This window comes from Pseudomonas sp. FG1, from assembly GCF_034313875.1.
Lineage (GTDB): Bacteria > Pseudomonadota > Gammaproteobacteria > Pseudomonadales > Pseudomonadaceae > Aquipseudomonas > Aquipseudomonas veronii.
Map to the genome: position 1 here is coordinate 79,057 of NZ_JAVIWP010000003.1, position 19,656 is coordinate 98,712.

A 19,656-nucleotide genomic window follows, 5' to 3' on the forward strand; every position below is an offset into this window, starting at 1 on the left:
GGCCAGCCGAAGGTCACACTTTCTCAACGCCGGTACCAGTTGAGCTGGTAGCACCTGGCGTCCTCGGGAATCTGATCGGGTGGCCAGCGCAGGCAATCCAGATACAGACGCTCAGGTTTGCTCGGGCTGGGCCGAGTAGCCTGCACCAGGTAGGCCGACCCACCGGAAGTGAGGATGTAGTCGCCAGCGCTCAGGTCGTCAGCGCCATCGATGTACAGCTTGCATGGAGTGTAAGGTTGGCCGCGACTAGCCATATTCAGCGATCCTCAACTGCGGCGATGACATGGCCATCGGCGAAGGCCAGATCCAGCTTGCCTGCATCGCGAGCCTGCTGGGCACTGCTGATTATCTCCCCACCAGGGCCACGGACTAAGGCAAAGCCTCTCCCGAGCAGTGCAAGCGGATTTGTCTTGTCGTAGACCGTGCATGCAAGCTCCAGGCGCGAAATTTCCTTGGCGATCAGCGCCCTACTCAGGGAAGCCACCCTCGAAGCGGCAAACAGCCCCCTTTGGCGCTCAGCTACACACAGACCAGCCCCGAGCCTTGAAAATCGATCCTGCGCGAGCTGGAGGGCCATGCGCTGTTGACTGAGGAGGCGGTCTCGGCCTTTGTCGAGGCTGCTTTGCTGTTGCAACAGTTGCCGATGCTCCCCATGGAGCGTTTCGGTCACCCGCCGGCTGAAGGTGCTCCAAGCGCGATCCAGATGCGGGGCTTGCCCAGACACCAGGCGCAAGATCATGCCGTTGGCCCGCTCGACCTGAGCCCGAGCAGTTGAGGCCTCAGACATGAGCGCTGTTTTGATGAACCCGATGACCTTCGATGGTGTGTCGAACCGGCGGTGTGCCACGAGGTCAAGCACGCATTCGTCGATCTCGTGCCCAATGCCGGTGAATACCGGAACAGGCAACCGGCAGACCCAAGCCGCAAGGTTCGCGTCGTTGAGCCAGGCCAGATCGCTTTTCGCCCCACCCCCGCGGATGATGCATACGGCGTCGAATGGCTGCTGTTGATGTTGCTCATGAACCGTCCGCAACGCAGAGCGGATGCTGTCTGATGCATCACGCCCCTGGAACGTCGCTGAGAAATACTCGAAGCCGCACACCTCGGCCGCAGCCAACTGCTCTGCATCACGCCGAAAATCGGCCAGCCCAGCAGCCTCGTGCGGAGCCACAACCGCAACGCGCCAGAACCCCCCTGGAGAGGGAAGTCCCCGCTGTAGGTCGAACCACTGCCGCTCCTTCAGGGAGGCAATGATCTTCTGCATCTTGGCCTGCATGTCACCCAGCGTGTAGCTCGGGTCGATGCCGGTGACCATCAGGGAGAAGCCAAACTGAGGGGAAAAATCCGCCCTCACTTTCAGCAGGACGTTCATTCCTGCTTGAGGCAGGCCTCCGGTTGCCTGCTGCCACTCACCAAGTACCTTGCCGGCGACGTTCGCAAACATGGTGCACCGTGCTTTCGCGACCTCGGCTCCCTCACGCGACTCCAAGATGTCCATGTAGCAGTGGCCGTTCGGGCGGCGTTTGAAGTCGCTGAGTTCCGCAACAACCCAGCTGCTGTCTGGTACCGCAGCACGGACAGCCTTTTGGATCTGGGTAAGGTATGCGCTGAGAGTGAGGTGCTGCTCAACCGGATCAGGTGCGTTCACCGGACTGACCCTCTTCAGCGCCCAAGGTTGCCTGAACAACGCTCTCGATTCGGGTAAGCCGGTCGGCGCAGAACTTACGTGCATCCGCAAATTCGCGAGCAAGGGTCTCCAGCTCGTCGATGCTCACCTCATTGCGCTCCAGGCGCTTTACCGTCTGGTCGATGAAGGCGATGTTGGCTTCGTAGGTGTCTCGGCTCATGTGGGAAGTCCTGGGGAAGATGAGATCAATCAACGTGCCAATTGTCGCAGCTTCCCCAAAAGACCCAACCCTATCAGCCTTCAGGCTGAACCCACGTTGTCTGACCCTCTGGGATCACGCCCCGATTGCAGCCGTATTTGGACAGGTACAACACCCTGCTCTGCCGCAACCAGGCCTCAACGGTTGGAACGATCATCGCGGCATACTCGGCAAGGCTCGGGTGTTTCTTCCAGTCGCCATTGCCGATCGCGGATTCCAGCGAACGGTCATACCAGGCGTTGACCAGTTGCTCGACTCCAGCCAATTCTTCGCCGGCGGACGGTGCGGAATGGATCAGGTTATGCGCCTCGCGTTTCCTTTGCTCTCGGGTGGCATGTGCAGCTGGTAACGCTCCGAGGGAGAAAAGAGCGTCCTCAAAATTGAGGTGACGCTTCTCGTGAGTAGTCGAGTCCTCGACTACACCGGGGACGAAAGAAAAACGGCAGAGCTTGCAGTAGACCACGCCACTGTCCTTCCGCTCGTAGTGCTGCTCCAACGAGCGAGCGATCCACTTGCGAACTTCGTGATAGCTGCGTGCTTGAAGATGATGCTGCGCCATCAGGTTGAGGCGCTGCGCATGGCTCAGTCCTGGGTGAAGGGCCTTTGCCTGTTTGGCGAGCTTTTTGAGGTTTTCGATATCGCGGAGTGTGATTGGGTTTTGCATACGGCAGCCTCCAAAGGCTGATGCTCTGTGTCCACTTCGGAGCACCCTTGACATCCGCCCCGGCTTAACCGCCGGGGATTCCCTCTCCAGGACGCTCATGCCCGAGCGCAAGAATGTTTCTGGCCGCGTTCACGTCGCGGTCGTGAGTGACACCGCACTCACAGATCCATTCCCTTATTCCAAGCCCTGCGATACCTCTCGGCCTGCTGTCGGGCAATGCACCGCAACAGCTACAGGTTTGGGTGGTGTACGCCTCGTTCACTACCCTGAAGACGATGCCTGCGTGCGCGCATTTGTAGGCCAGCATCGTTTTCAGTTGACCCCAGCCGGCATCGAGCACCGACTTGGCCATCTTGGTTTTGACGAGTTTCTGCGGGCTGACATCGCCCACGATGATCGTGTTGCAGCGCTCGACCAGCGAGCGGCTGAATTTGTGCAAGGCATCCTTGCGCCGGTTGGCGATCTTCGCGTGGATCGCCCGCACGCGAGCCTTCTTGCTGGCCCGCTGGGCAATGGCCAGCTTGGACTCCAGGCCGCGGTAGAAACGGCCATTCTCCAGCCGCTGCCCGTCGCTACAGGTGGCAACGTCCTTCAGGCCCAGGTCGATGCCAACTGCCCCTTGGCCATTCAATAGCTGGGTATCCAGCTCGACGACGACATTGAAGTACCAGCGGCCTCGAGCGTCTTCGCTGAAGCTGCCGGAGCGGAAGCGGTACTGGCCTAACCCGTAGCTGTCCCAGACCTTGAAACAGTTGCCATTGTGGAACACCTGGCCGTTCTTCCAACTGGCAGCCCCTGTGTTGAACGGCACCCACCCCAGCGACCGCCGTGCACCACCAGACTTGCGCCAGTTCAGCCGCCTCTTACGAAACTGCTTGCGCCGGGTGACGTACTCAGCCGCGACACATTGCAGAGTCTGGCTGTGCAGGCCAAGTTCCTTACCTGCTCCCTTGGTGTACGGATGCAGATCAAAGGCGGATAGAAACACCCCACGCTCACGGATTGAGCGATGGCTGAGTTCGTTCAGGTAGTTCCAGACGAAATTCACGCTGCGTGCCATCTGCCGCAGCAGCGGCGCATGCTTGTCTCGAACGCGAACTTGGAGGGTTTTGGTGTGCTTCATGGCAATAGCGTGCCACAGAATCGGAATAACCCAAGGGCCGCTGCGCTACACACGCTATTCATTCACGGGCTGAACGCCGGGATTTTCCGCACAGCCTGGATAGGTGTTCCGTTGGTTTGTCGGTAGTGCTTTCGCTTTGCCAATGTGGACGGCAGGCACCTACCCGTGTGCCGAGGGGAATATCTCTGTCTCGATTGCGAACGTCAAGTGTGATGTCGAATTTCGCCCTGCTGGTTGAAATTTGAGCATCGCCGGGGGAGCGTTCCCAGACCGCCACGCCAGGACTTTATCCACAGGCTTACCCCCACTTTCAGGGGACAAACCTCGGACGAAAAAAATCCCGCTCAAGCGGGACTTATTCCTGGGCGCGACCTCATTCCAACAGCATGTGTTCGTCACGGCCCATAGGTTTGTGCAGAGAGACGCTTTCACCATCCATTTTGCCCTGAATGTACGCTCGGTACGCATCCATATCCAGTTTTCGGCGTTTCATCTTTGTGATCGGAACACCAGGATAATGTCTTTGGGTATAAGCGTGGATTGCCCGCTCCCCTTCTTCCGTAACGCCGGCAAATTCCTCTACTCGTTTATGTACGCCGATGATCCACGCTTCTGCATACAGCACTCCCGCTCTGCGCCTTTGCACTGTGCCCTGAATGCTGACCCCTGAGAGGTATTTTCTCTTGGAGTCTTTCAGTTGCCGGATAAGCACCTCATACGCATAGGCCGACATTTCAGCGCTACCGATTTCTCCAATAAAAATCAGCGACTGCCCGTCAGGCCCATAGCTGTAGAAACTCACACAGCCAAACGCCTTAGAGACAGTCATCGACAACATGCGAATCCATTGTGGCGGAACGCTTTTGGCTTTACCGATCCGCAGGGAGAATTCTTCCGCCTGGGTAGCACGCACATCGCCTACTTCCAGCTTGAACTTGTCCATAAGTTTGCGGGCTTGCCGCATTGCTGCTTCGGCCTCATGCGGGTTGCTGGATTTTGCGAGCGCAAAACATTTCTTGATTCTGCCTAGTGCGCGAGCGCGCTTATCCATGTCTGCAATTGCGCACTCACTCACCAGCCAATCCTCCGCTTCGCGACACGTTATTAAGCATGACGCTTCAGCGACATCCAATATCGCCCTGTATTCGGGTTGCTCAGCAAATATACTTGCTCCATCCCTTCAAACGAGGTGTCCAACTTTTTGACGCCCTCCCCGAAATAATCACCCAAACGCGACAATACTTTTTCCTGCTCTGATTGCGGATGATCTTTAAGTTCATCAAGAACCATCTTCAGCTCTGTGATAGCTGCGGTAAAAAACGTTCTTGCTCGCAACGCATCAGCCTGCCCGAGCGTTGACTCGTATTCACTAAGCACTACAGCCATCGCCATAGAACTTCGCTCACGCAACTTTGCACACTCTTGAGTCAGCACGATTGCAATTAGGAGATCATGACTGCCAGGAATGTCCGCATGCAGAACCTCTAATATTTCCTCAGACCACTCCTCGTCCCCAGGTAGGTTGTATCCATCGAGAGAAAAACTACCGCCAGCCCCGATCAACTCATTAACTCCGTACATAAAACATTTTCTCCGTAAATTTGTAGGTCACCGTAACGGCCCGCATTCATCCGCTTCGCGACACAAGGGGGGCATCTACCACACCCACCAATGTCTATTTTATGGAAGTGAGCCGCTTCACTGCTAATACGGTTAAGGCCCAGTCGTCTTGCTGGATTCTCGCCTCACTGCTAATAACCTCTGCACATATAAACCACTCTTCAAATGTCCCTCCGAGGGCTTTACCCCAGGGCAGACAGGAAGACTCACTGCTAATAGCTGGCCTACACCTGCCGTTTTGACTCGTAGCTGATGCGATTCATCAGGCAATAGTCGACAGTGTATCCATCTATCCGGGTAACGATTTCCCCAGTCAAATCGAGCAGAGCAGATGCCCCTGCGTAAAATCCAATTCCGCCGCTGGCATATTTTCCGCTCCGAATCTGGAATCCTTTGGCGTCAGTGATGGATACGCCGGATATTTCGTGCCATAGGAGAAATACACCCTCCCCGTACAGGCCGTCATCCCGCACTGAAAAAAGAACCTGCCGGAGTTGGCTCCCATGGGCAACGCCTATGAAATCGCCGTTTGGTAGCACCGGCGGGAATAACCTGCCGCCATCTCTTTTTCTAAACTCCAAATGTCACCGCCTGTTCATTGCCGTGTTTCGCCGGCTCTTTATGTTCGATATCACGCTGGTGACAACCAATGCTGACTTGATCGACAAGCTTACGCAGCAAGCGATGCCGGTAATGCACATGCCAGTGAAAATCATCCCGTGGATTGCTGATGTCCATGCTCCGAGGTATGGCAGGTTCGCGAAGATCATTCGCTAGGCCCTCCCCTTACGCTCGCAGATTTGCCAGCCAAGGCTTTCATCGCCGCCCGCAGTTTCGCGCAGTCGGTTTTCGCATCGCTGAGTACATACCTCGATCCGTAGTAGGTCAGCCAGGCGGTTGCTAACCCGGCACTCAATGCGCCGATTGATCCAAGCAGTAATTCCAGTTGTTCGCTCCCGAGCATGAGATTTACTCCCTCTCAATCCTGGCTGCTTACTCCAGCCCGCAAATTTGCGCTGTGCCAATGCTCCCACCATCGCAATCAATCCCAAGGATTTAGTGCGCTCCGAATCCGCTGCCCGCCCTCTCCCTGCCCGCAGGTGCTTGCTCACTTCCGTTACACCCCCTTCACCCGCTTCGCGACACAGGTTCAGGAAAACCACCCTCACACCACCTCGCTTGCTTATGGGAGTCTGACGGTTCACCTCACATAGAGAGAAAATCGCATTGGGGCTAGTTTCATGCGCGCCACTCTGAAAGGCCCGCGCAACGGGGCGTGTAGCGATATCCACGTCAGATGGTTGCCGCGAAGGGGTGTCGTCATCGCCAAAGGGGTGTCGTGAAGGGGTGTTGTGAAGGGGTGTTGCTGGCCTGAAACGCCCGCCCGCTAAGGCGTCGCGGCTATTCAGCCGGGTCAGTTTGCAGCAAACGGTACTGTGAAGAGGTGTCGTCATCGTCGAAGGGTGTCGTGAAGGGGTGTCGTGAAGAGGTGTTGTAGGTCGGAGCCCTTGATTTTGTTGGGCTCCACCATTTTTCGGCACAGTTCCCAGGCGACTCGCTTAGTCGGACGTTGCGGGGTAATCATGAGTGATGAACGCAGAAATCGAGCCGTCAACCACGCCAGCTTTCTTCACCGCAGGGACAAGCTGACGGCGGACTCGCTGAATGACCGAGCACGTTTCCCGGATCTCGGCGAGCTGGATTTCGTAGGCCCGAACGATGTTCTTCAAGGGCTCCTTGACGAATGAGAACGACGAGACCGGATACTTGCTTCCCTGACCCTTGTTGATTGTCCGGATGACCCGCGGTTTCTTGGCTTCGCCTTCCTTGAGCCTCGGCAAAATGACTTTCGCCCATTCGATGGTGACGGCATTCGGGCTGGATTGCCGGATACGGATCACGATCGGTATGTGCCCTGGCTTACCTGCGTGCAGTGAAAGGGCTGTCTGGAAGAAAGAGTCGCGCAGCTCCTCCGCTCGGCCGACAAGGCTGGAATAGACGCGATCAAGCTCCGCTACTGCTGGGTGCTTGGGGGCTTCAGAGGGTGAGTTCATATGTTGCTCCTTTGTGGATGGGAGCATTTTGCGGGTCGACAGAGAAGGCGTGGATCGTTTTCAGACGCTAAAACGTCCTGAAAACGAAGCCCAAAGCTTTCAGGAAGGCTGATTATTACGGTGCGTCGTCATCTGGTGACCGGGTGATGCAGATATAGCGCTTGGGATTCTTTGGATGTGGGGTTTCATGTGCTGCGGGGTCATTCGCGTCGTCATCTGACGCACTTCTTTTGTCATTTTTTGCTGGGAGCGGCATTCGAATGGGTAACGCCTTAGGTCTGGATATTGGTTACAGCAACGTGATTGGCGTTTTTGGCAGTGGGGATGGGCATCCGGAGTCGATTATTCGCCCCTCGCAGGCCGCTCCCTTGAGCGTTCTGCCTGGGGATTCTGGGTTACGCGCTGGTGAAGTAATCGTGGAGGTTGATGGAGCGCCCTGGGTGGCATTTGCCGCGCCCGGCCGTGTTCAGGATGGACGAGAACTGCACGAGGATTACACGTCTTCGCACGCCTATGAGGCCCTGTTTAAGGGAGCTCTGCTGCATGCTGCGGGTGATAAAGACGTGATTGACTGCTTAGTAACTGGCCTTCCTGTCTCGCAGGCTCGCGATAAGGCCTATGTGGAAGCCCTAGTAAAGCGTATGACTGGGACGCATCGCATTACGCCAAAGCGAGAGGTTACCGTTAAGCGAGTAGAGGTTGTTGCTCAGCCGATCGGGACTCTGACAGAGATCTACTGCAACTCAGATGCATCGGAAGTTATTGAGGAGTCAGTTTCGATCATTATCGATCCGGGATTTTTCAGTGTTGATTGGGTCGTATTTGACCATCGCGAGCTGGTAGTCAACTCCAGCAGCAGCAGCCTCAAGGCTATGTCTGTTGTACTTGAAGCGTGCAATGAAGAGATTGCGAAGGATCATGGCGGTATTCCTGGCGTAGAAAAGATTGAACATGCGCTCCAGTCGGGTAAGTCATACATCCTGATTTATGGCCGCAAGGTTGAACTTGCAGAATATCTAGAGCGTGCTGCCGAACGTGTTATCCCATCCGTTTTCACTGAGATTAAGCAAGGACTTCGATTCCTGAAGGGCCGTGCTATCGACTGTGTGATCCTCGGCGGCGGGGGAGCCTCATTGTATGAGCCATTTGCCAGAAAAGAATTTCCCGATGCATTGGTAGTCAAGCCCGTGAACAGCGTAAAAAGCAATGCCGAAGGTTTCTGGCATATCGCACGCTCTTAATTTAACGGGTGCGCAAGGACGCGCTAAGGAGGGAATGTGGATAAAACGATGAGACTACAATGTCGAGTCACGCCAGCGACACAAGAATTGCACGCGCATCTTGAAACTATTGACCCCGATTATCGGGGTAAAAGACTTGTTGCAATGGCAGCGCTATATCTAAGCATGATTAGTGCGACCGAAGATGCTAAAAGCAAGCAAGCAGATACTCAGCAAGATAATATTGTTGCTGATGACAAAAAGGAACAGGTCAGTAATGAGCCAGCCTCTCGTCCAGTTGCCAGCTGGATAAGGGGGGCAAATGTTTAATATCCGTATCAGTTCTTTTATTGCAGTATCTGCATGCATTGCCATAGGTACTTCAGTGAGCGCTAAAGCTAATGGCTTTTCATTAAAAGGAACGATGTGGGAGCGAGCGTCAATGGCCTCCGCATGCAAGCCGGACCCTCTGCTTCTATATTCACTAGCTCTAAAGGAATCTAAAACATCTGCCGGAAAAGGGATGATTGCACCACACCCGTTTGCGCTTCGCAATGAACCTAGTGGCGCTCTGTACCCTAATACCTACATGGATGCCAAGGCTGTACTCGGCAAATATATTGCCGAAGACATCCTCACCGACATAGGGATTATGCAAATAAACTATCGTTGGAACGGCAATAGAGTAGCGCGCCCGGAGTTTCTTCTTGACCCCGAGGTGAACATCCGCGTTGGTGCTCAGATACTTTGCGAGTCGATTGCTCAATATCCTGTCGATATGCAACTTGCTATTGGTGGGTACCATACACGAAACCCAAAGCGTGAACTTGACGCACGCGAGTATGCGAGTAATGTGCTCAGCATTTGGCGTTCACTACAGCGTTTAAAGTAAGGGCAGGGACATGCGAGTTAAGATCAACGCATCGATGATACAAATGGGCCTGCGCTGGCTGACATCTGGCTTGCGGGATTTCAATGTCATTCTCGCCGAGCAGCGCTTGACTCAAAGCGATATGGTTTGGCTTTCGTCTTTGAGCGCGAACCAGCGTCAGTTGAACGCTGTAGATGCCCTTCCCGTTTCTCTCTACCGTGTTCACTACAACACCCTGAAAGTCGGCAGGGGCTACCTGGACGATGAGGAGTTCAGGGAGATTGGCAACAAGATGGTCATGTTCATGGAGTTTTGTCATTTCTCCCGCGTCAACGAAACAAGCCCTATTCTGGCTGTAGGCCTCGACGATGTTGGGTATCGGGTGTTCGAGGCAGGATCTTTCGACTCTCGCATGATGCTGGTGAGCCGCGGCGGGTTCTCGATTGGCACCAGGTGCAACCTCAGGAAGCTGAGGATGAACTTATCATCGCCAGATGATCAACTGAGAGACGTGACCACCGTATTGCTTGGCGACCTTCGGTACTTCCTGAAGCCTGGCGTAAGTGGCATAGGCCGGGTTAAAGACTATCCGTCTACGATGCCCCTCGATGTGGTTGCGACCGAGTTGCTTCAGCAGAAGCTACAGCCGAAGCTGGTCGCGCAATGGACAGGATTGAATGCAGACGAGGTAGTTCGGATGAAGCGCTCCTTGCTACGGGATACCCCCCTTGTCCAGTCCCAAAGCGGGCGCATACAGGCACCGAATAAGACACTGGCTGAAAGCCCTCTTCACAGCCTGCTCTACCTCACTGTGTACAGGCTGCTCGCCGACAATCCTCTTCGGCGGACGAATGCTCGCGCGGTGGTTGCGGCTCATCGTGAGTATGTGGAGCTGTGTAAAGCGGTTGGCGTCGAGGCCAGCGATATGATCTCCCCTTCCAATGGCTACCAGCTCAGCAACGCAATGAAGACCGGAGACATCACTCTCACCCCATGCAGCAAGTGCAAGGAGATCAATGCTCGTTACGCGCTCAAGCCCGGCCGATGCATCTGGTGCAACCACTGAACATCCTCTGCCAGGCCCGTAGCCAGGCGGCATGCCAAGCGGACGACTTGGGTTATGGGTGAGATGCTGTAGGGTCGGAAGCATGCAAAGGCGAAAAGTGACCTTTAGGCTTTACCCCAATGTCAGCCAGCAAGAACGGCTGGACGGCTGGGTGCGCCTGCACGCCGAACTGTACAACGCTGCGCTTCAGGAGCGCATCGAGGCGTACCGCAAAGCTGGTATCAGTATCAGCTACTACGACCAACAGAACACGTTACCCGTCATAAAACAGTTTCGGCCGGAGCTGGTCGAGCTGGGTAGTCATGCCCTGCAAGAGACCCTGCGCCGACTGGATCGAGCCTTTCAGGCGTTCTTTCGCCGGGTCAAAGCTGGCCAGTCACCGGGATTTCCCCGCTTCAAATCCAGCGCCCGCTACTCGGGCTTCTCCTACCCCGATCCAGCCGGCTGGAAGCTCCAGCAGCTCGGCCAGCGCGGCGGCACGTTGCGGCTGGGCAGCGGCAAGGGCGCGATGATGATTCGTCTGCGGGGCCGCCACCGTTTCGCCGATTTCACGCCGAATGACCTGACCCTCAGCCGCCGCCGCAATCACGCCACCGGCCAAGATCAGTGGTATGCCTCGATCACCCTACGGGTGCCCGAGTCCGCCTGTCGGCGTGAGCGAACAGGCGACGATGCAATTGGTATCGACCTGGGCGTCAGTCACTGGGCCAACTTTGATGATGGCAGCCAGATCGAAAACCCCCGCTGGCTGCGCGAGGCGCTGCCCCAGTTGGCCAACCTGCAACGACAACGCGCCAGAAGGAAGCGGGGTTCGCACCGCTATCGGCTGCTAAGCCAGGAAATCATCCGTCTGCACCAGCGCATTGCAGATGGACGGCGCGACTTCCTGCATAAACAAACGACTTCCCTGGTGCAGCGCTGCGCCCTGATCGCCACGGAAGAACTGCAACCCCAGAACATGAGCCGCAGCGCTAAGGGCACGGTTGAGAAACCGGGCCGTCGCGTGCGGCAAAAGGCTGGACTGAACCGGGAAATTCTCTCGGCCGGCTTCAGCATGGCGCATCAGATGCTCACCTACAAAGCGCACGAAGCTGGTTCCGTTTTGCATCTGTCCGATACGCGCCGATTAAAACCCTCGCAGCGCTGTTCAGCCTGCTGGGCCATCGTGCCCAAACTGCTCAGTGAGCGCATGCACCGCTGTGCCTGTGGCTGCGTGCTGCCGAGGGATCAGAACAGCGCCAGGGTCGTACTGCTCGACGCCTGGATACTGCAAGACACGCCTGGGACGGGCGTGACGGCGAGACTCAAGCCGCTGTCCGCGCAAGCGGTCAAGCCCAAGTCAACGACCCGCGAAATTCCGACGACAACCGCACATGCGGTTTAGTGGCGGAAGAGTTCATTGGTGAACGAGATGCGAAACGACAAAGTTGAGTGCCAGTGCTGCAAGAAAATGATGGTCCCGAAGGTGGTCACTAGCGCCCCCTTCTACATCAGCGGCGTCCCCGTTGGTGGCCGGGACCCGGAGTCTTCGGTTTGTCCGTTTTGCCTGTCGCCCAAGTGGATGCTGACTGAGCAGCAGGTTCTCACTGGAGCAAAAGCGAATGCTGAGTTTTTTGGCATCATGGTGTTGCTTCTGATCAACATCGTCGTGTTCGCCCGCTTGGGTGCCGAGGCGTTGGGCGTGAGCCTTGGCCTGTCTGTTTTGATGTTCCTGTTGCGGGAGCGAATTGCCATCGCGGTGAAGGGTTGGCTGGCCGAACTCTTCAAGGGATGAATTGGGCAGTCGATAGAGAGAAAGGTTTCGTTGTGCGCCAGGCTCGCCCGCAGTCGCGAAGGTGAGGTGTCTACCCATCCAGGGAGAGGCCTGCCCTAGCCAGTTCCTGCCATTACGTAGATTCGCTTGGGTTTACAGCGCGCTGTGAGATTCTTAGGGTAAGAACTTTCGAGGGGTGAACGAGATGCGAAACGACAAGGCTGAGTGCCAATGCTGCAAGAAAATGATGGTTCCACGTGTGGTTATGGAGCGATCGATTTATGTCGATGGTGTGCAGGTCGGGGGTGAGAAGCCTCTCAAAAGCATCTGCCCCTTCTGTTTGAGCGAGGAGTGGAATGGGATGCCTCGGAAAAGCGGGCTTGCTCGCTTGCGTCGTGATGCCATTCTTGGGCTTCGAGCGATTTCTTTGGAGCTGACTATCATTGGTGGAATCGCCCTCTTTTTCGCTGTCATGGCGATCTACCGATTTGTCTTTGTCGGCTTCAACTAAAAAGGGGCTATAAAGCCCCTTTTTTACTCATTCGATTGACGGTCTCCTCGGTCCGCTGGCCTGTTTGGGTTGTTCAGCATTTTCAATTGCCGCAGGTCTAAAGTTTTTGGGCAGGGGATTGTGACGATTGCCCGCAGCGACAGTTTCCACAACCGGCCGGTCAGCAGATGTTCCATCACTTCCTGCTGCCTGGTACGTCAATGAAGCATGGACGCCCTTCGCATAGTCTTCATCCCCGCCAGACGCGATCATGGCTTCCGAGTAGGTGTGGTAGGAGGACCACTGATAAATATCAGAGTCCGTTGGCATGCCTGCCCGGCTAGCTGCTCGAAGTGCGGCTTGGCTATCTGTCAGCCCCAGTTGCTGCCCTTCAGAAACGTCATTGCTGAATTGTGTGTTCTCGTTGCCAGCCAGGAAGTTCGTAAGCGTTTTGCCGCCCGACTGGATGCTCTGAACCGCCGATGCGGCCTTGATCATCAAGCCCTTATCATCGTAGTTCTTACCGAAGGTCGATAGTTGCTGCGCGGCCTCTGAATCTGCCGCCCCTCTAACATCCTCACTGTTGCGAGCATGCGCGAGTTGTGGGGCTAGGCTGTTCTCCGCATGACGGTTTCCGACAAGCTCAGCACCTTGGTCTTCAGCCGCTTCCTTAGCAGAAATGTTCATGTCCTGAGCACCTGCATATGCGTCACTGTTACCCTGCCATCTTGAATTGAACTCGCCTTGCAAACCTGAGTTCCCGGCCGTTGCTGCGCCGGCTTTGTCTGCTATGTTTGCAAACTCTCCCGCATTACCCTGAGCTACGTTGAAGTCGAATGGATTGAATTGGCTCATGACCAATTCGCCGAGCCTGCCTTGCTGGTTAATCGCCCGGATTGCCGCCATCGCCCTCTGCTCGTCCGTATTCGACGACATATCTTTGATGCTTTGGCTATTAAATGCTTCAGCGAAGAGCTTTTTCCCTTCATCAGTTGCACCAGCCATGCGCTGAAGTTCTAAGCCAGACTCTGCTCGAGATACCCCGCCTCTCGATAGCGACTTGATCGCTGCATCGCGAAGATTGAGGCCTTGACTTGCCCTGATGGTGTCTTGCTGAGAAGCCGCTTGGCTGTACGTATTCTGTGCCTGTAGAGCTTCAGTGCGGCTTTGATTTATCTGATCAGTGTTGCTAACACTACTTTGGGCCATCGACGAGTCACGGAAGGCATCACCGGTGGCAAATGTCAGGTCACGGGTGTTAGCGCTCTCCACGGAAGAACTTAACTGCGAGAGAGATTTTTCGGCAGTTCGACGCTCTGTGCCGCTCATTTCGGAAAGCGACTTGCCATCACTGGTTTTGAGGTTGGCCATGATGCCTTTCAGGCCGGCTTGCCCACCAAGCGCTGAGGCTGCGGTTGCCATGTTTATCGACGACTCAGAGAAACCACTGCTTCGAAGATTCTCAACTGCCTGGTTATAGGAAGAGCTTTGCTTGAGAGCATCGCTAGCTTTGATGCTTTCGCCCATTTGCGTCATCGCTTCGCGCCCCGTACTCGTCGAGGCTAGTTGCTGGCCTGCCGCTGAGAGGTTGCTCTGGTACTGGCTCGTGGCCGTTTGCGAGGCGGTTTGGGCGCTCTGAAGGACTGCACTCGCAGCTTGGTCGCCGGTTATCGTCTCAGCAAGCTGCGGCGATCCCGTTCTGCTCACCCCGGAGCTTACCTGGTCGGAAGTAAACGAGGCATTTTGACTGAGAACAGGTGCGCTATCCTGGGCCCGAGGATTCACGTCTTCGGACTTGAATTTGTCGCCTGCCGTCATTTGGCTCATGACGCTGTTGGCAACCATGGCAGAGCCGGAAACGATGAACAGTGCCAATGGAGGCACGGACGCCGCAAGCAGACCGCCAATACCCAGTGCCTTGCCGATGGCTTTGTCTATGTCCATGAGTTGGAGCATTGCGAAACCAGAACCTGTGGGGTCGTAGCCGTTGAATACGGCTTCCATCTGGGAGCCTGCATACCAGAGGGTAAAAGCATTCACGATACTCAACAGCGGCATCCACAAACCCACCGCCAGCGGCAACACGAGATACTTGCCGAGGATAGAAAGGCCAGGCCCACCCAGGAGCAAAGCAAAGGCCATGAACGGCGTCATCGCATAGAGCATGCCCTCGAAGAAGGCGATCATCGGTCTCATGTAGTGTTTGAAGCTGTCGCCCTTCCCCGCCCATTGAATTTCTTGCTGGTTGAGCGATTCGCGAAGAGCCATTGCGGCTCTTTGCTCTTGCCAATGGTTCATGGCATCGACACGGGAATCGTTGAAAATCGGCGCAATTAGCGAAGTCAAAACGTAGTCCTGAGCCGACTTGCTACTCAGTGCGAGGCTCTGAATAGCTTGGTCAGTAGCGGCTTGAACCTGGATACCGCTGGTCATGCGGTTGGTCTTGGCCTCTTCGCTGAACCCTTTCTGGAGAATGTCCTCTAGCACGTCTGTATAGACGTTCTGCAAATGGGCGTTGAGAAACGACCGCGCCTCTGCACAGCTTTTCATGGTGCCGGCGGTACCGTCATAGACGTAGATGAACATCGATGAGTTCTGGTTTGACAGCACCTCCGCCCAGCCAGGCGATCGGTACAGGTCGGTCAAGGTCTTATCCGTTCTCAGCGCCACGGGGTTCAGTGAACAGAATGTCATGTACTCGTTCACCGATCGGGGCAGATCCCACCCGTCCGCTTTTCGGTAGTTTTGGAAGCCGTCCAGTGCCATCGGGTTCCGAAGAGCGTCGCGCACTTTCGACAATGTGCTCAGACTCGAGAACAGCCCGTAGTCGGTCATGCTTGGAGTAGAAAATGCCTGCTCCGCGGTTTTTGTAATGCCGTAGGCCACCGTTGAGATGACTGAGCCGACAAAGGCAGGGCCAAGAGGCACGTTGTCCACCACCCGCACCTGCGACGACACCGTATCCTCGATAACAGTGGTGGCTGTAGGGCCGTAGAACATCATGTAAAGGACGAGCACAAGGCCCGCCTTTCCGAAGGTAATGGCCTGGTTATTGAAAACAGCTTGGAACGCCAACAGAAATAAGCCTATCAGCGCGCCAATACGGGCAAGGTCTTCTGCGTCACCGCTGCCTGTGATCATTGCGCAGGCATTGAGCATGATCTCAAGGAACTCGGCGCTGCCTGTCGTGTAGATAGTGAAGTCCATGGATATCTCCGTTACGCGCCTGCGTTATCGTTGATGGTTCCCTGTGGCAGGGTTCCATTATCAAACACAGGGGCCATCTGGAGCATTTTCTCGGCTTGGCCATCGGCATCTTTGCCTTGCATTGCTTCCTCGATGTACGAGCGGTATTCATCCATGAGCTCACCCTTGGTAGCCCGCAGGTCCTCAATCACCTTCCCTGCATCCGCCATATTCAGGCTGGTCAGGCCTTTCTCTGTATGCCCAAGCAGCTGATAAATCAGGCTCATCGAAGCATCAGCAGCAATTTTCTTGGCGAACTGGTTCAGATAGTCATAACCGGATTGAGCCCCTGCCTTCTGGGTGATCTTCATCAAATTCACCCCTACTCGGCTTGATGCGAGGTATGCAATCCGGTTTCCGTCAGCAGCGGTTGCAGTGCCGTTCGCAAAACGCTCAAGGATTCCGTTGTTTTGAAGATCCTCTAGGATTCGAGTCTCGAGGCCCTTGAAGCTGGTGAGAGTTCGGATGTTCGGGTCTGAGCAGTCCGGGTCATCCTGGTCGCACTGGTAGACCTTGACATCAAGGTTGGCCGAGCCCTCAACAAGAATCTTCAGACCTTCGCCGGTGATCAGCTTCGGCATGGGATGCGCAGCGAAGTTTTTCCCCCCGCTGGCGTCGTTGGTGAGCGACACGTTGTAGCTGCCGACCATCGACATGATGAATTCCGCGTTTTCGTCGCTGCCGAATAGGATCTGCGACTGGAGGCCAGACTTCATCATGGCGCACCACAGAACATTCCCTGTGTTCTCACATTGAACGGCCTTACCAGAGGCAGCAATCCGGTTGGCTGGTGAGTCTTCTTTGGTGGATTTCGCGGTAAAGAAGTCAGATGAGACGTTCGACCCGAAGGCCGTCATCGCGGATTTGAAGTCGGTGCTTTCTTCGTATGCCTTTTTGGCATTCGTAACCAACCCACTCGCCAGCTGGCAGCTGTTGGAAAACATTTGATTGAGCGCCTGGATCTTGTTGGCCAGGTTGCGGATCACACCACCTGTCTGAGCGTCCATCGCATCGAGGGCCAACTCAAAGGCAAAGCCCGAAACAATGCCAGCCGCGTTCGACGCCACATTCCTCATGAGCGCTACAAACTCTTCGCCGTTGATAAAGGAGAACGAGCCGCTGTAAAGGTTGATCCCCCCGCATCCACCCTTTGCGCTTGGCGGGGTAATGCTGATGAGGTTGGCGGTGGATATCCGATTCCGAAGGACAACGGACCCGCCGGTAATAACGCCGCGTGTGGCTGTTTTATATGCCCCTGGACTGGTGACGTTGATCATGCCGCTGAACATTTCATTGACCTGCTGTTGAATGTTCGCGTGAGCCCCGAAGGGCACCATCAGCGCTACAGCAAGGGCGATCGGTTTGATTTTCACTGGGCACCTCCGTTGTCTTTTTGAAAGGCGCGACGAGCTTCATCGCGCATCCGATTCACGAATTCGTTAGGGTTTTTTGTTGCGTCGGGCGGTGCGTCAGCCAGTTTCGTGGCGTCGATCAAACCCATGGTGTTAAGGCGGGATGTAGCGTTGTATTCCTGATCGGAAATCAGCCCTGCTTCATTCGCTGCCATTAAAATCCGAGTGGTTGCCGTCTCCATTGAGACGGTGCTGAAGCTGACGATCTTCACGTCATTCGGAGGGATGACTAGGGCCAGCGCAGGCGAGGTGATGATGCCCAGCTGCTCTGCGAGCCCAGTGTCGTACTGTGTGTTTGGGTATTTGCCGCCAGGAAGGGGGGCCCCATCCATCGAGACGGGCATGACAGTAAACCCGTACCTGAACTCGAGAGCAGAGACCGCTGCCTGGGCCTGTTCGCACAGAATGCAGTCGTTACCGTTGTAGAAGAACATCAGCGCAGAGCTGCCAGCGATGAGCTTCAACAGGGTTTCTTTCTGCTTGCCGGCCGCAGTTGCCAAAGCATCTGAGGCGGCGTTGGAAGCCGGATAACGCATGTCCTCATCGAGCAGTGGATCATTTCGGATTACGTCAGCTGAGCGGCGTGAGAATCGCTCGGCCTTGTCCATCATGATTCGGTTGGCCCAAAAATATGCACTCACGTTCTCTTTGGTAGGGTTATCCATTGCTGCGTCACGCAGTTTCGGAAGCATCTCCCGAATCCACGCCACGCTGCCGGTCGGGGGCAGCTCGGGCGCGGCTGGTTCGGAGGCTTCCCTTTCGGCTTGAGGTGGGGCCGCTGGAACCGGCGCGGGCTCGAGTTTTTCGGGTTCCTGTTCAGGAGGCGGATCTTCGTACCAGAACCAGCCGCGCTCTTTGTCCTGGTAGAACGAAGAACCAGCAACCTGGGGCGTTTTTGACTCGGCGGGCTTGGTCTCTCCCGCAAGGGAAGTGCTGCTTATAGCGGCAGCAAGCAACAAGATGGGAAATTTTAGGGGCGTCATGAGTCCGTCTGGCCAAGATGGGGATGCTCGAATTGTGAGCGTTGGCCAACAGGAGGGGGCGCGTTTTCAGGCGCTTTTACGGTCGGAAAAAGAGGGGGAAGTTGAGAAGGCCAGAGGCCTATCGCTGTGCGCGATAGACCTCGTGGCCTAGGAAGCCGAGGGAACCACGTTCACGAAGAACGTCATTCCAGTCGACACCTTTGGAGCCGTCAGGGATGGGCATGTCGGGCAACATTATCTGTGCCTTGATCCCCATTTCCCACAGACGTTTTTTCAAGGTCAATGCCGCTTTCTGGCCACCCTCCTTGCGGTCCTTGTCAGCCCAGATTCGGACTGCTTTGGTGCAGGCTGGTGGTACGAAGTTCTCCAACAAGTAGGAATTCACCAAGGGCCATACTGGTATACCCATGGCTGTTTCTACCGACAGAGCTGTTTCCAATCCTTCGGATACATCCAAGACTTCTCCTGGATGCGATGTTGGCACCGCACAACCGGGAAGCTTGCGGTTGCTGGGAATTGGAAACATTTTTTTCGGCTCCGCGAGATCGGCTTTCTCACCCTTCATCGTCAGGTAGTGACGGTTGATGGTCACAGCCTGGCCTTCAGGATCGATGAGCGTACACACTATCCCTGGATGCTTAGAACGCTTGCCGGCTTTGTCCTTGTAGGTCAATTCCGGGTGAAAGCGAACGTAGCGGCTCAGCTCTGGTCGATCCCAAGCAAGAATGCCTCGGGAGCGAAGATAGAGCCTTGCTGGTTCCGCTGATGGGTCTGTGAGAGGAACGGTTCCCTTCCACAGGTTGCGCATAGCTTCACGCAGCCAATCGTCTGAAGCCTCTGGTTTTGCTGGGGCTCGCTCCTTTCGGATTACAACGCTTGGGATAAATCCATCAGCGGTGCGTCCATACGGGTCTTTGACCCGGAGCAATGCTCCAACCTCCTGTAAAGCATGGTGAAAGCTCCAGCGGTTGACCCACATCAGCAAGGCTATGCCATCAGCCTTGACTCCGCAGGTACGGCAGATACCACCGCTCGACGATCCAGCCGTCTTGCGGAAAATCTTAAACCCGTCTTCCCCACCATGCACCGGACATGGAACCCCACGTCCTGCTTTTTTGTGTGCCGGCACCAATGAAGATGCGAGGCTTGCGTAAATGTCATGCCAGCGGCCATCAGCGGCTACCAGCACATCTTGTTTCTCTGGGGCGTAATTGCCTTCTGAGTCTTTGGACATGGGTACCTCCGTTTGGTTGAGATGCGCCCCGAAG

General features: G+C 55.6%; 20 protein-coding genes. 8 read left to right on the plus strand and 12 right to left on the minus strand.

The features are described 5' to 3' along the window. Positions 1 to 23: 23 nt before the first annotated feature. The 7 genes from RGV59_RS31315 to RGV59_RS31345 all read right to left on the minus strand — a co-directional run bounded on the left by RGV59_RS31315 (position 24) and on the right by RGV59_RS31345 (position 5,254). Positions 24 to 254 (minus strand): hypothetical protein, encoded by a 231-nt coding sequence (locus tag RGV59_RS31315; RefSeq protein WP_124097845.1) that lies wholly within the window; start codon positions 252 to 254, stop codon positions 24 to 26. Between the two features lie 2 nt (positions 255 to 256). Continuing rightward, complete coding sequence (gene xseA / locus RGV59_RS31320) at positions 257 to 1,648, minus strand: exodeoxyribonuclease VII large subunit (protein WP_261754842.1); 1,392 nt, start codon at positions 1,646 to 1,648, stop codon at positions 257 to 259. Further along, positions 1,635 to 1,847 (minus strand): exodeoxyribonuclease VII small subunit, encoded by a 213-nt coding sequence (locus tag RGV59_RS31325; protein ID WP_011078018.1) that lies wholly within the window; start codon positions 1,845 to 1,847, stop codon positions 1,635 to 1,637. The genes xseA and RGV59_RS31325 overlap by 14 nt, the downstream gene beginning before the upstream one ends. A gap of 73 nt (positions 1,848 to 1,920) precedes the next feature. Then, positions 1,921 to 2,550, minus strand: coding sequence for a hypothetical protein (locus RGV59_RS31330; RefSeq protein WP_261754841.1), 630 nt, complete (start codon positions 2,548 to 2,550; stop codon positions 1,921 to 1,923). Positions 2,551 to 2,614: 64 nt separating this feature from the next. Continuing rightward, positions 2,615 to 3,673, minus strand: a complete 1,059-nt coding sequence (locus RGV59_RS31335; protein ID WP_261754840.1) for an RNA-guided endonuclease InsQ/TnpB family protein — start codon at positions 3,671 to 3,673, stop codon at positions 2,615 to 2,617. Positions 3,674 to 4,046: 373 nt separating this feature from the next. Then, a complete protein-coding gene (locus tag RGV59_RS31340; RefSeq protein ID WP_013100929.1) occupies positions 4,047 to 4,748 on the minus strand; it encodes a DUF2786 domain-containing protein in 702 nt (233 codons plus the stop codon). A 29-nt stretch (positions 4,749 to 4,777) separates the two neighbouring features. After that, positions 4,778 to 5,254, minus strand: coding sequence for a hypothetical protein (locus RGV59_RS31345; RefSeq protein ID WP_028619965.1), 477 nt, complete (start codon positions 5,252 to 5,254; stop codon positions 4,778 to 4,780). Between the two features lie 555 nt (positions 5,255 to 5,809). On the opposite strand from RGV59_RS31345, the gene RGV59_RS31350 reads away from it, so the two are divergent. Next, complete coding sequence (locus RGV59_RS31350; RefSeq protein ID WP_169870527.1) at positions 5,810 to 6,070, plus strand: hypothetical protein; 261 nt, start codon at positions 5,810 to 5,812, stop codon at positions 6,068 to 6,070. 782 nt (positions 6,071 to 6,852) lie between these two features. Here RGV59_RS31350 and mobI read toward each other — a convergent pair. Then, on the minus strand, positions 6,853 to 7,347 hold the full coding sequence (gene mobI, locus RGV59_RS31355; RefSeq protein WP_013100926.1) for a conjugative transfer protein MobI(A/C): 495 nt from the start codon (positions 7,345 to 7,347) through the stop codon (positions 6,853 to 6,855). Positions 7,348 to 7,607: 260 nt separating this feature from the next. Here mobI and RGV59_RS31360 point away from each other — a divergent pair, with 260 nt between their 5' ends. The 7 genes from RGV59_RS31360 (at position 7,608) to RGV59_RS31390 (ending at position 12,768) form a co-directional block, all read left to right on the plus strand. After that, the gene (locus tag RGV59_RS31360; protein ID WP_028621613.1) at positions 7,608 to 8,588 is read left to right on the plus strand and encodes a ParM/StbA family protein; all 981 of its coding nucleotides are present in this window, start codon (positions 7,608 to 7,610) and stop codon (positions 8,586 to 8,588) included. Positions 8,589 to 8,624: 36 nt separating this feature from the next. Further along, entirely contained in the window at positions 8,625 to 8,897 is a 273-nt protein-coding gene (locus RGV59_RS31365; RefSeq protein WP_080922816.1) for a hypothetical protein, read from the plus strand. Then, positions 8,890 to 9,459, plus strand: a complete 570-nt coding sequence (locus RGV59_RS31370; RefSeq protein ID WP_013100924.1) for a transglycosylase SLT domain-containing protein — start codon at positions 8,890 to 8,892, stop codon at positions 9,457 to 9,459. Before RGV59_RS31365 ends, RGV59_RS31370 begins: the two co-directional genes overlap by 8 nt. A 10-nt stretch (positions 9,460 to 9,469) precedes the next feature. Beyond that, entirely contained in the window at positions 9,470 to 10,504 is a 1,035-nt protein-coding gene (locus RGV59_RS31375; RefSeq protein WP_013100922.1) for a hypothetical protein, read from the plus strand. An 82-nt stretch (positions 10,505 to 10,586) separates the two neighbouring features. After that, positions 10,587 to 11,888 carry an RNA-guided endonuclease InsQ/TnpB family protein gene (locus RGV59_RS31380; protein ID WP_028621615.1) on the plus strand — a complete coding sequence of 434 codons (1,302 nt, stop codon included), beginning with the start codon at positions 10,587 to 10,589 and terminating at the stop codon, positions 11,886 to 11,888. An 18-nt stretch (positions 11,889 to 11,906) separates the two neighbouring features. Continuing rightward, on the plus strand, positions 11,907 to 12,278 hold the full coding sequence (locus tag RGV59_RS31385; RefSeq protein ID WP_169715582.1) for a hypothetical protein: 372 nt from the start codon (positions 11,907 to 11,909) through the stop codon (positions 12,276 to 12,278). A gap of 184 nt (positions 12,279 to 12,462) precedes the next feature. Then, positions 12,463 to 12,768: a hypothetical protein gene (locus tag RGV59_RS31390; RefSeq protein WP_043859881.1), complete on the plus strand. Its 306-nt coding sequence runs from the start codon at positions 12,463 to 12,465 to the stop codon at positions 12,766 to 12,768. A gap of 27 nt (positions 12,769 to 12,795) precedes the next feature. On the opposite strand, the gene RGV59_RS31395 is transcribed toward RGV59_RS31390, so the two are convergent. The 4 genes from RGV59_RS31395 to RGV59_RS31410 all read right to left on the minus strand — a co-directional run bounded on the left by RGV59_RS31395 (position 12,796) and on the right by RGV59_RS31410 (position 19,622). Then, entirely contained in the window at positions 12,796 to 15,954 is a 3,159-nt protein-coding gene (locus RGV59_RS31395) for a conjugal transfer protein TraG N-terminal domain-containing protein (protein ID WP_047297001.1), read from the minus strand. Positions 15,955 to 15,965: 11 nt separating this feature from the next. Further along, positions 15,966 to 17,366 carry a conjugal transfer protein TraH gene (locus tag RGV59_RS31400; RefSeq protein ID WP_047297003.1) on the minus strand — a complete coding sequence of 467 codons (1,401 nt, stop codon included), beginning with the start codon at positions 17,364 to 17,366 and terminating at the stop codon, positions 15,966 to 15,968. Continuing rightward, entirely contained in the window at positions 17,363 to 18,388 is a 1,026-nt protein-coding gene (gene traF / locus RGV59_RS31405; RefSeq protein ID WP_047297005.1) for a conjugal transfer protein TraF, read from the minus strand. The genes RGV59_RS31400 and traF overlap by 4 nt, the downstream gene beginning before the upstream one ends. A 118-nt stretch (positions 18,389 to 18,506) precedes the next feature. Continuing rightward, entirely contained in the window at positions 18,507 to 19,622 is a 1,116-nt protein-coding gene (locus tag RGV59_RS31410) for a toprim domain-containing protein (RefSeq protein ID WP_047297007.1), read from the minus strand. Between the last annotated feature and the right edge of the window lie 34 nt (positions 19,623 to 19,656).

What these genes read in the sequence shown, in the direction of transcription:
- RGV59_RS31315 (WP_124097845.1), bottom strand. Translation starts at nt 254, where the DNA reads ATGGCTAGTCGCGGCCAACCTTACACTCCATGCAAGCTGTACATCGAT.
- RGV59_RS31325 (WP_011078018.1), bottom strand. Translation starts at nt 1,847, where the DNA reads ATGAGCCGAGACACCTACGAAGCCAACATCGCCTTCATCGACCAGACG.
- RGV59_RS31330 (WP_261754841.1), bottom strand. Translation starts at nt 2,550, where the DNA reads ATGCAAAACCCAATCACACTCCGCGATATCGAAAACCTCAAAAAGCTC.
- RGV59_RS31335 (WP_261754840.1), bottom strand. Translation starts at nt 3,673, where the DNA reads ATGAAGCACACCAAAACCCTCCAAGTTCGCGTTCGAGACAAGCATGCG.
- RGV59_RS31345 (WP_028619965.1), bottom strand. Translation starts at nt 5,254, where the DNA reads ATGTACGGAGTTAATGAGTTGATCGGGGCTGGCGGTAGTTTTTCTCTC.
- RGV59_RS31350 (WP_169870527.1), top strand. Translation starts at nt 5,810, where the DNA reads ATGAAATCGCCGTTTGGTAGCACCGGCGGGAATAACCTGCCGCCATCT.
- mobI (WP_013100926.1), bottom strand. Translation starts at nt 7,347, where the DNA reads ATGAACTCACCCTCTGAAGCCCCCAAGCACCCAGCAGTAGCGGAGCTT.
- RGV59_RS31360 (WP_028621613.1), top strand. Translation starts at nt 7,608, where the DNA reads ATGGGTAACGCCTTAGGTCTGGATATTGGTTACAGCAACGTGATTGGC.
- RGV59_RS31370 (WP_013100924.1), top strand. Translation starts at nt 8,890, where the DNA reads ATGTTTAATATCCGTATCAGTTCTTTTATTGCAGTATCTGCATGCATT.
- RGV59_RS31375 (WP_013100922.1), top strand. Translation starts at nt 9,470, where the DNA reads ATGCGAGTTAAGATCAACGCATCGATGATACAAATGGGCCTGCGCTGG.
- RGV59_RS31380 (WP_028621615.1), top strand. Translation starts at nt 10,587, where the DNA reads ATGCAAAGGCGAAAAGTGACCTTTAGGCTTTACCCCAATGTCAGCCAG.
- RGV59_RS31390 (WP_043859881.1), top strand. Translation starts at nt 12,463, where the DNA reads ATGCGAAACGACAAGGCTGAGTGCCAATGCTGCAAGAAAATGATGGTT.
- RGV59_RS31395 (WP_047297001.1), bottom strand. Translation starts at nt 15,954, where the DNA reads ATGGACTTCACTATCTACACGACAGGCAGCGCCGAGTTCCTTGAGATC.
- traF (WP_047297005.1), bottom strand. Translation starts at nt 18,388, where the DNA reads ATGACGCCCCTAAAATTTCCCATCTTGTTGCTTGCTGCCGCTATAAGC.
- RGV59_RS31410 (WP_047297007.1), bottom strand. Translation starts at nt 19,622, where the DNA reads ATGTCCAAAGACTCAGAAGGCAATTACGCCCCAGAGAAACAAGATGTG.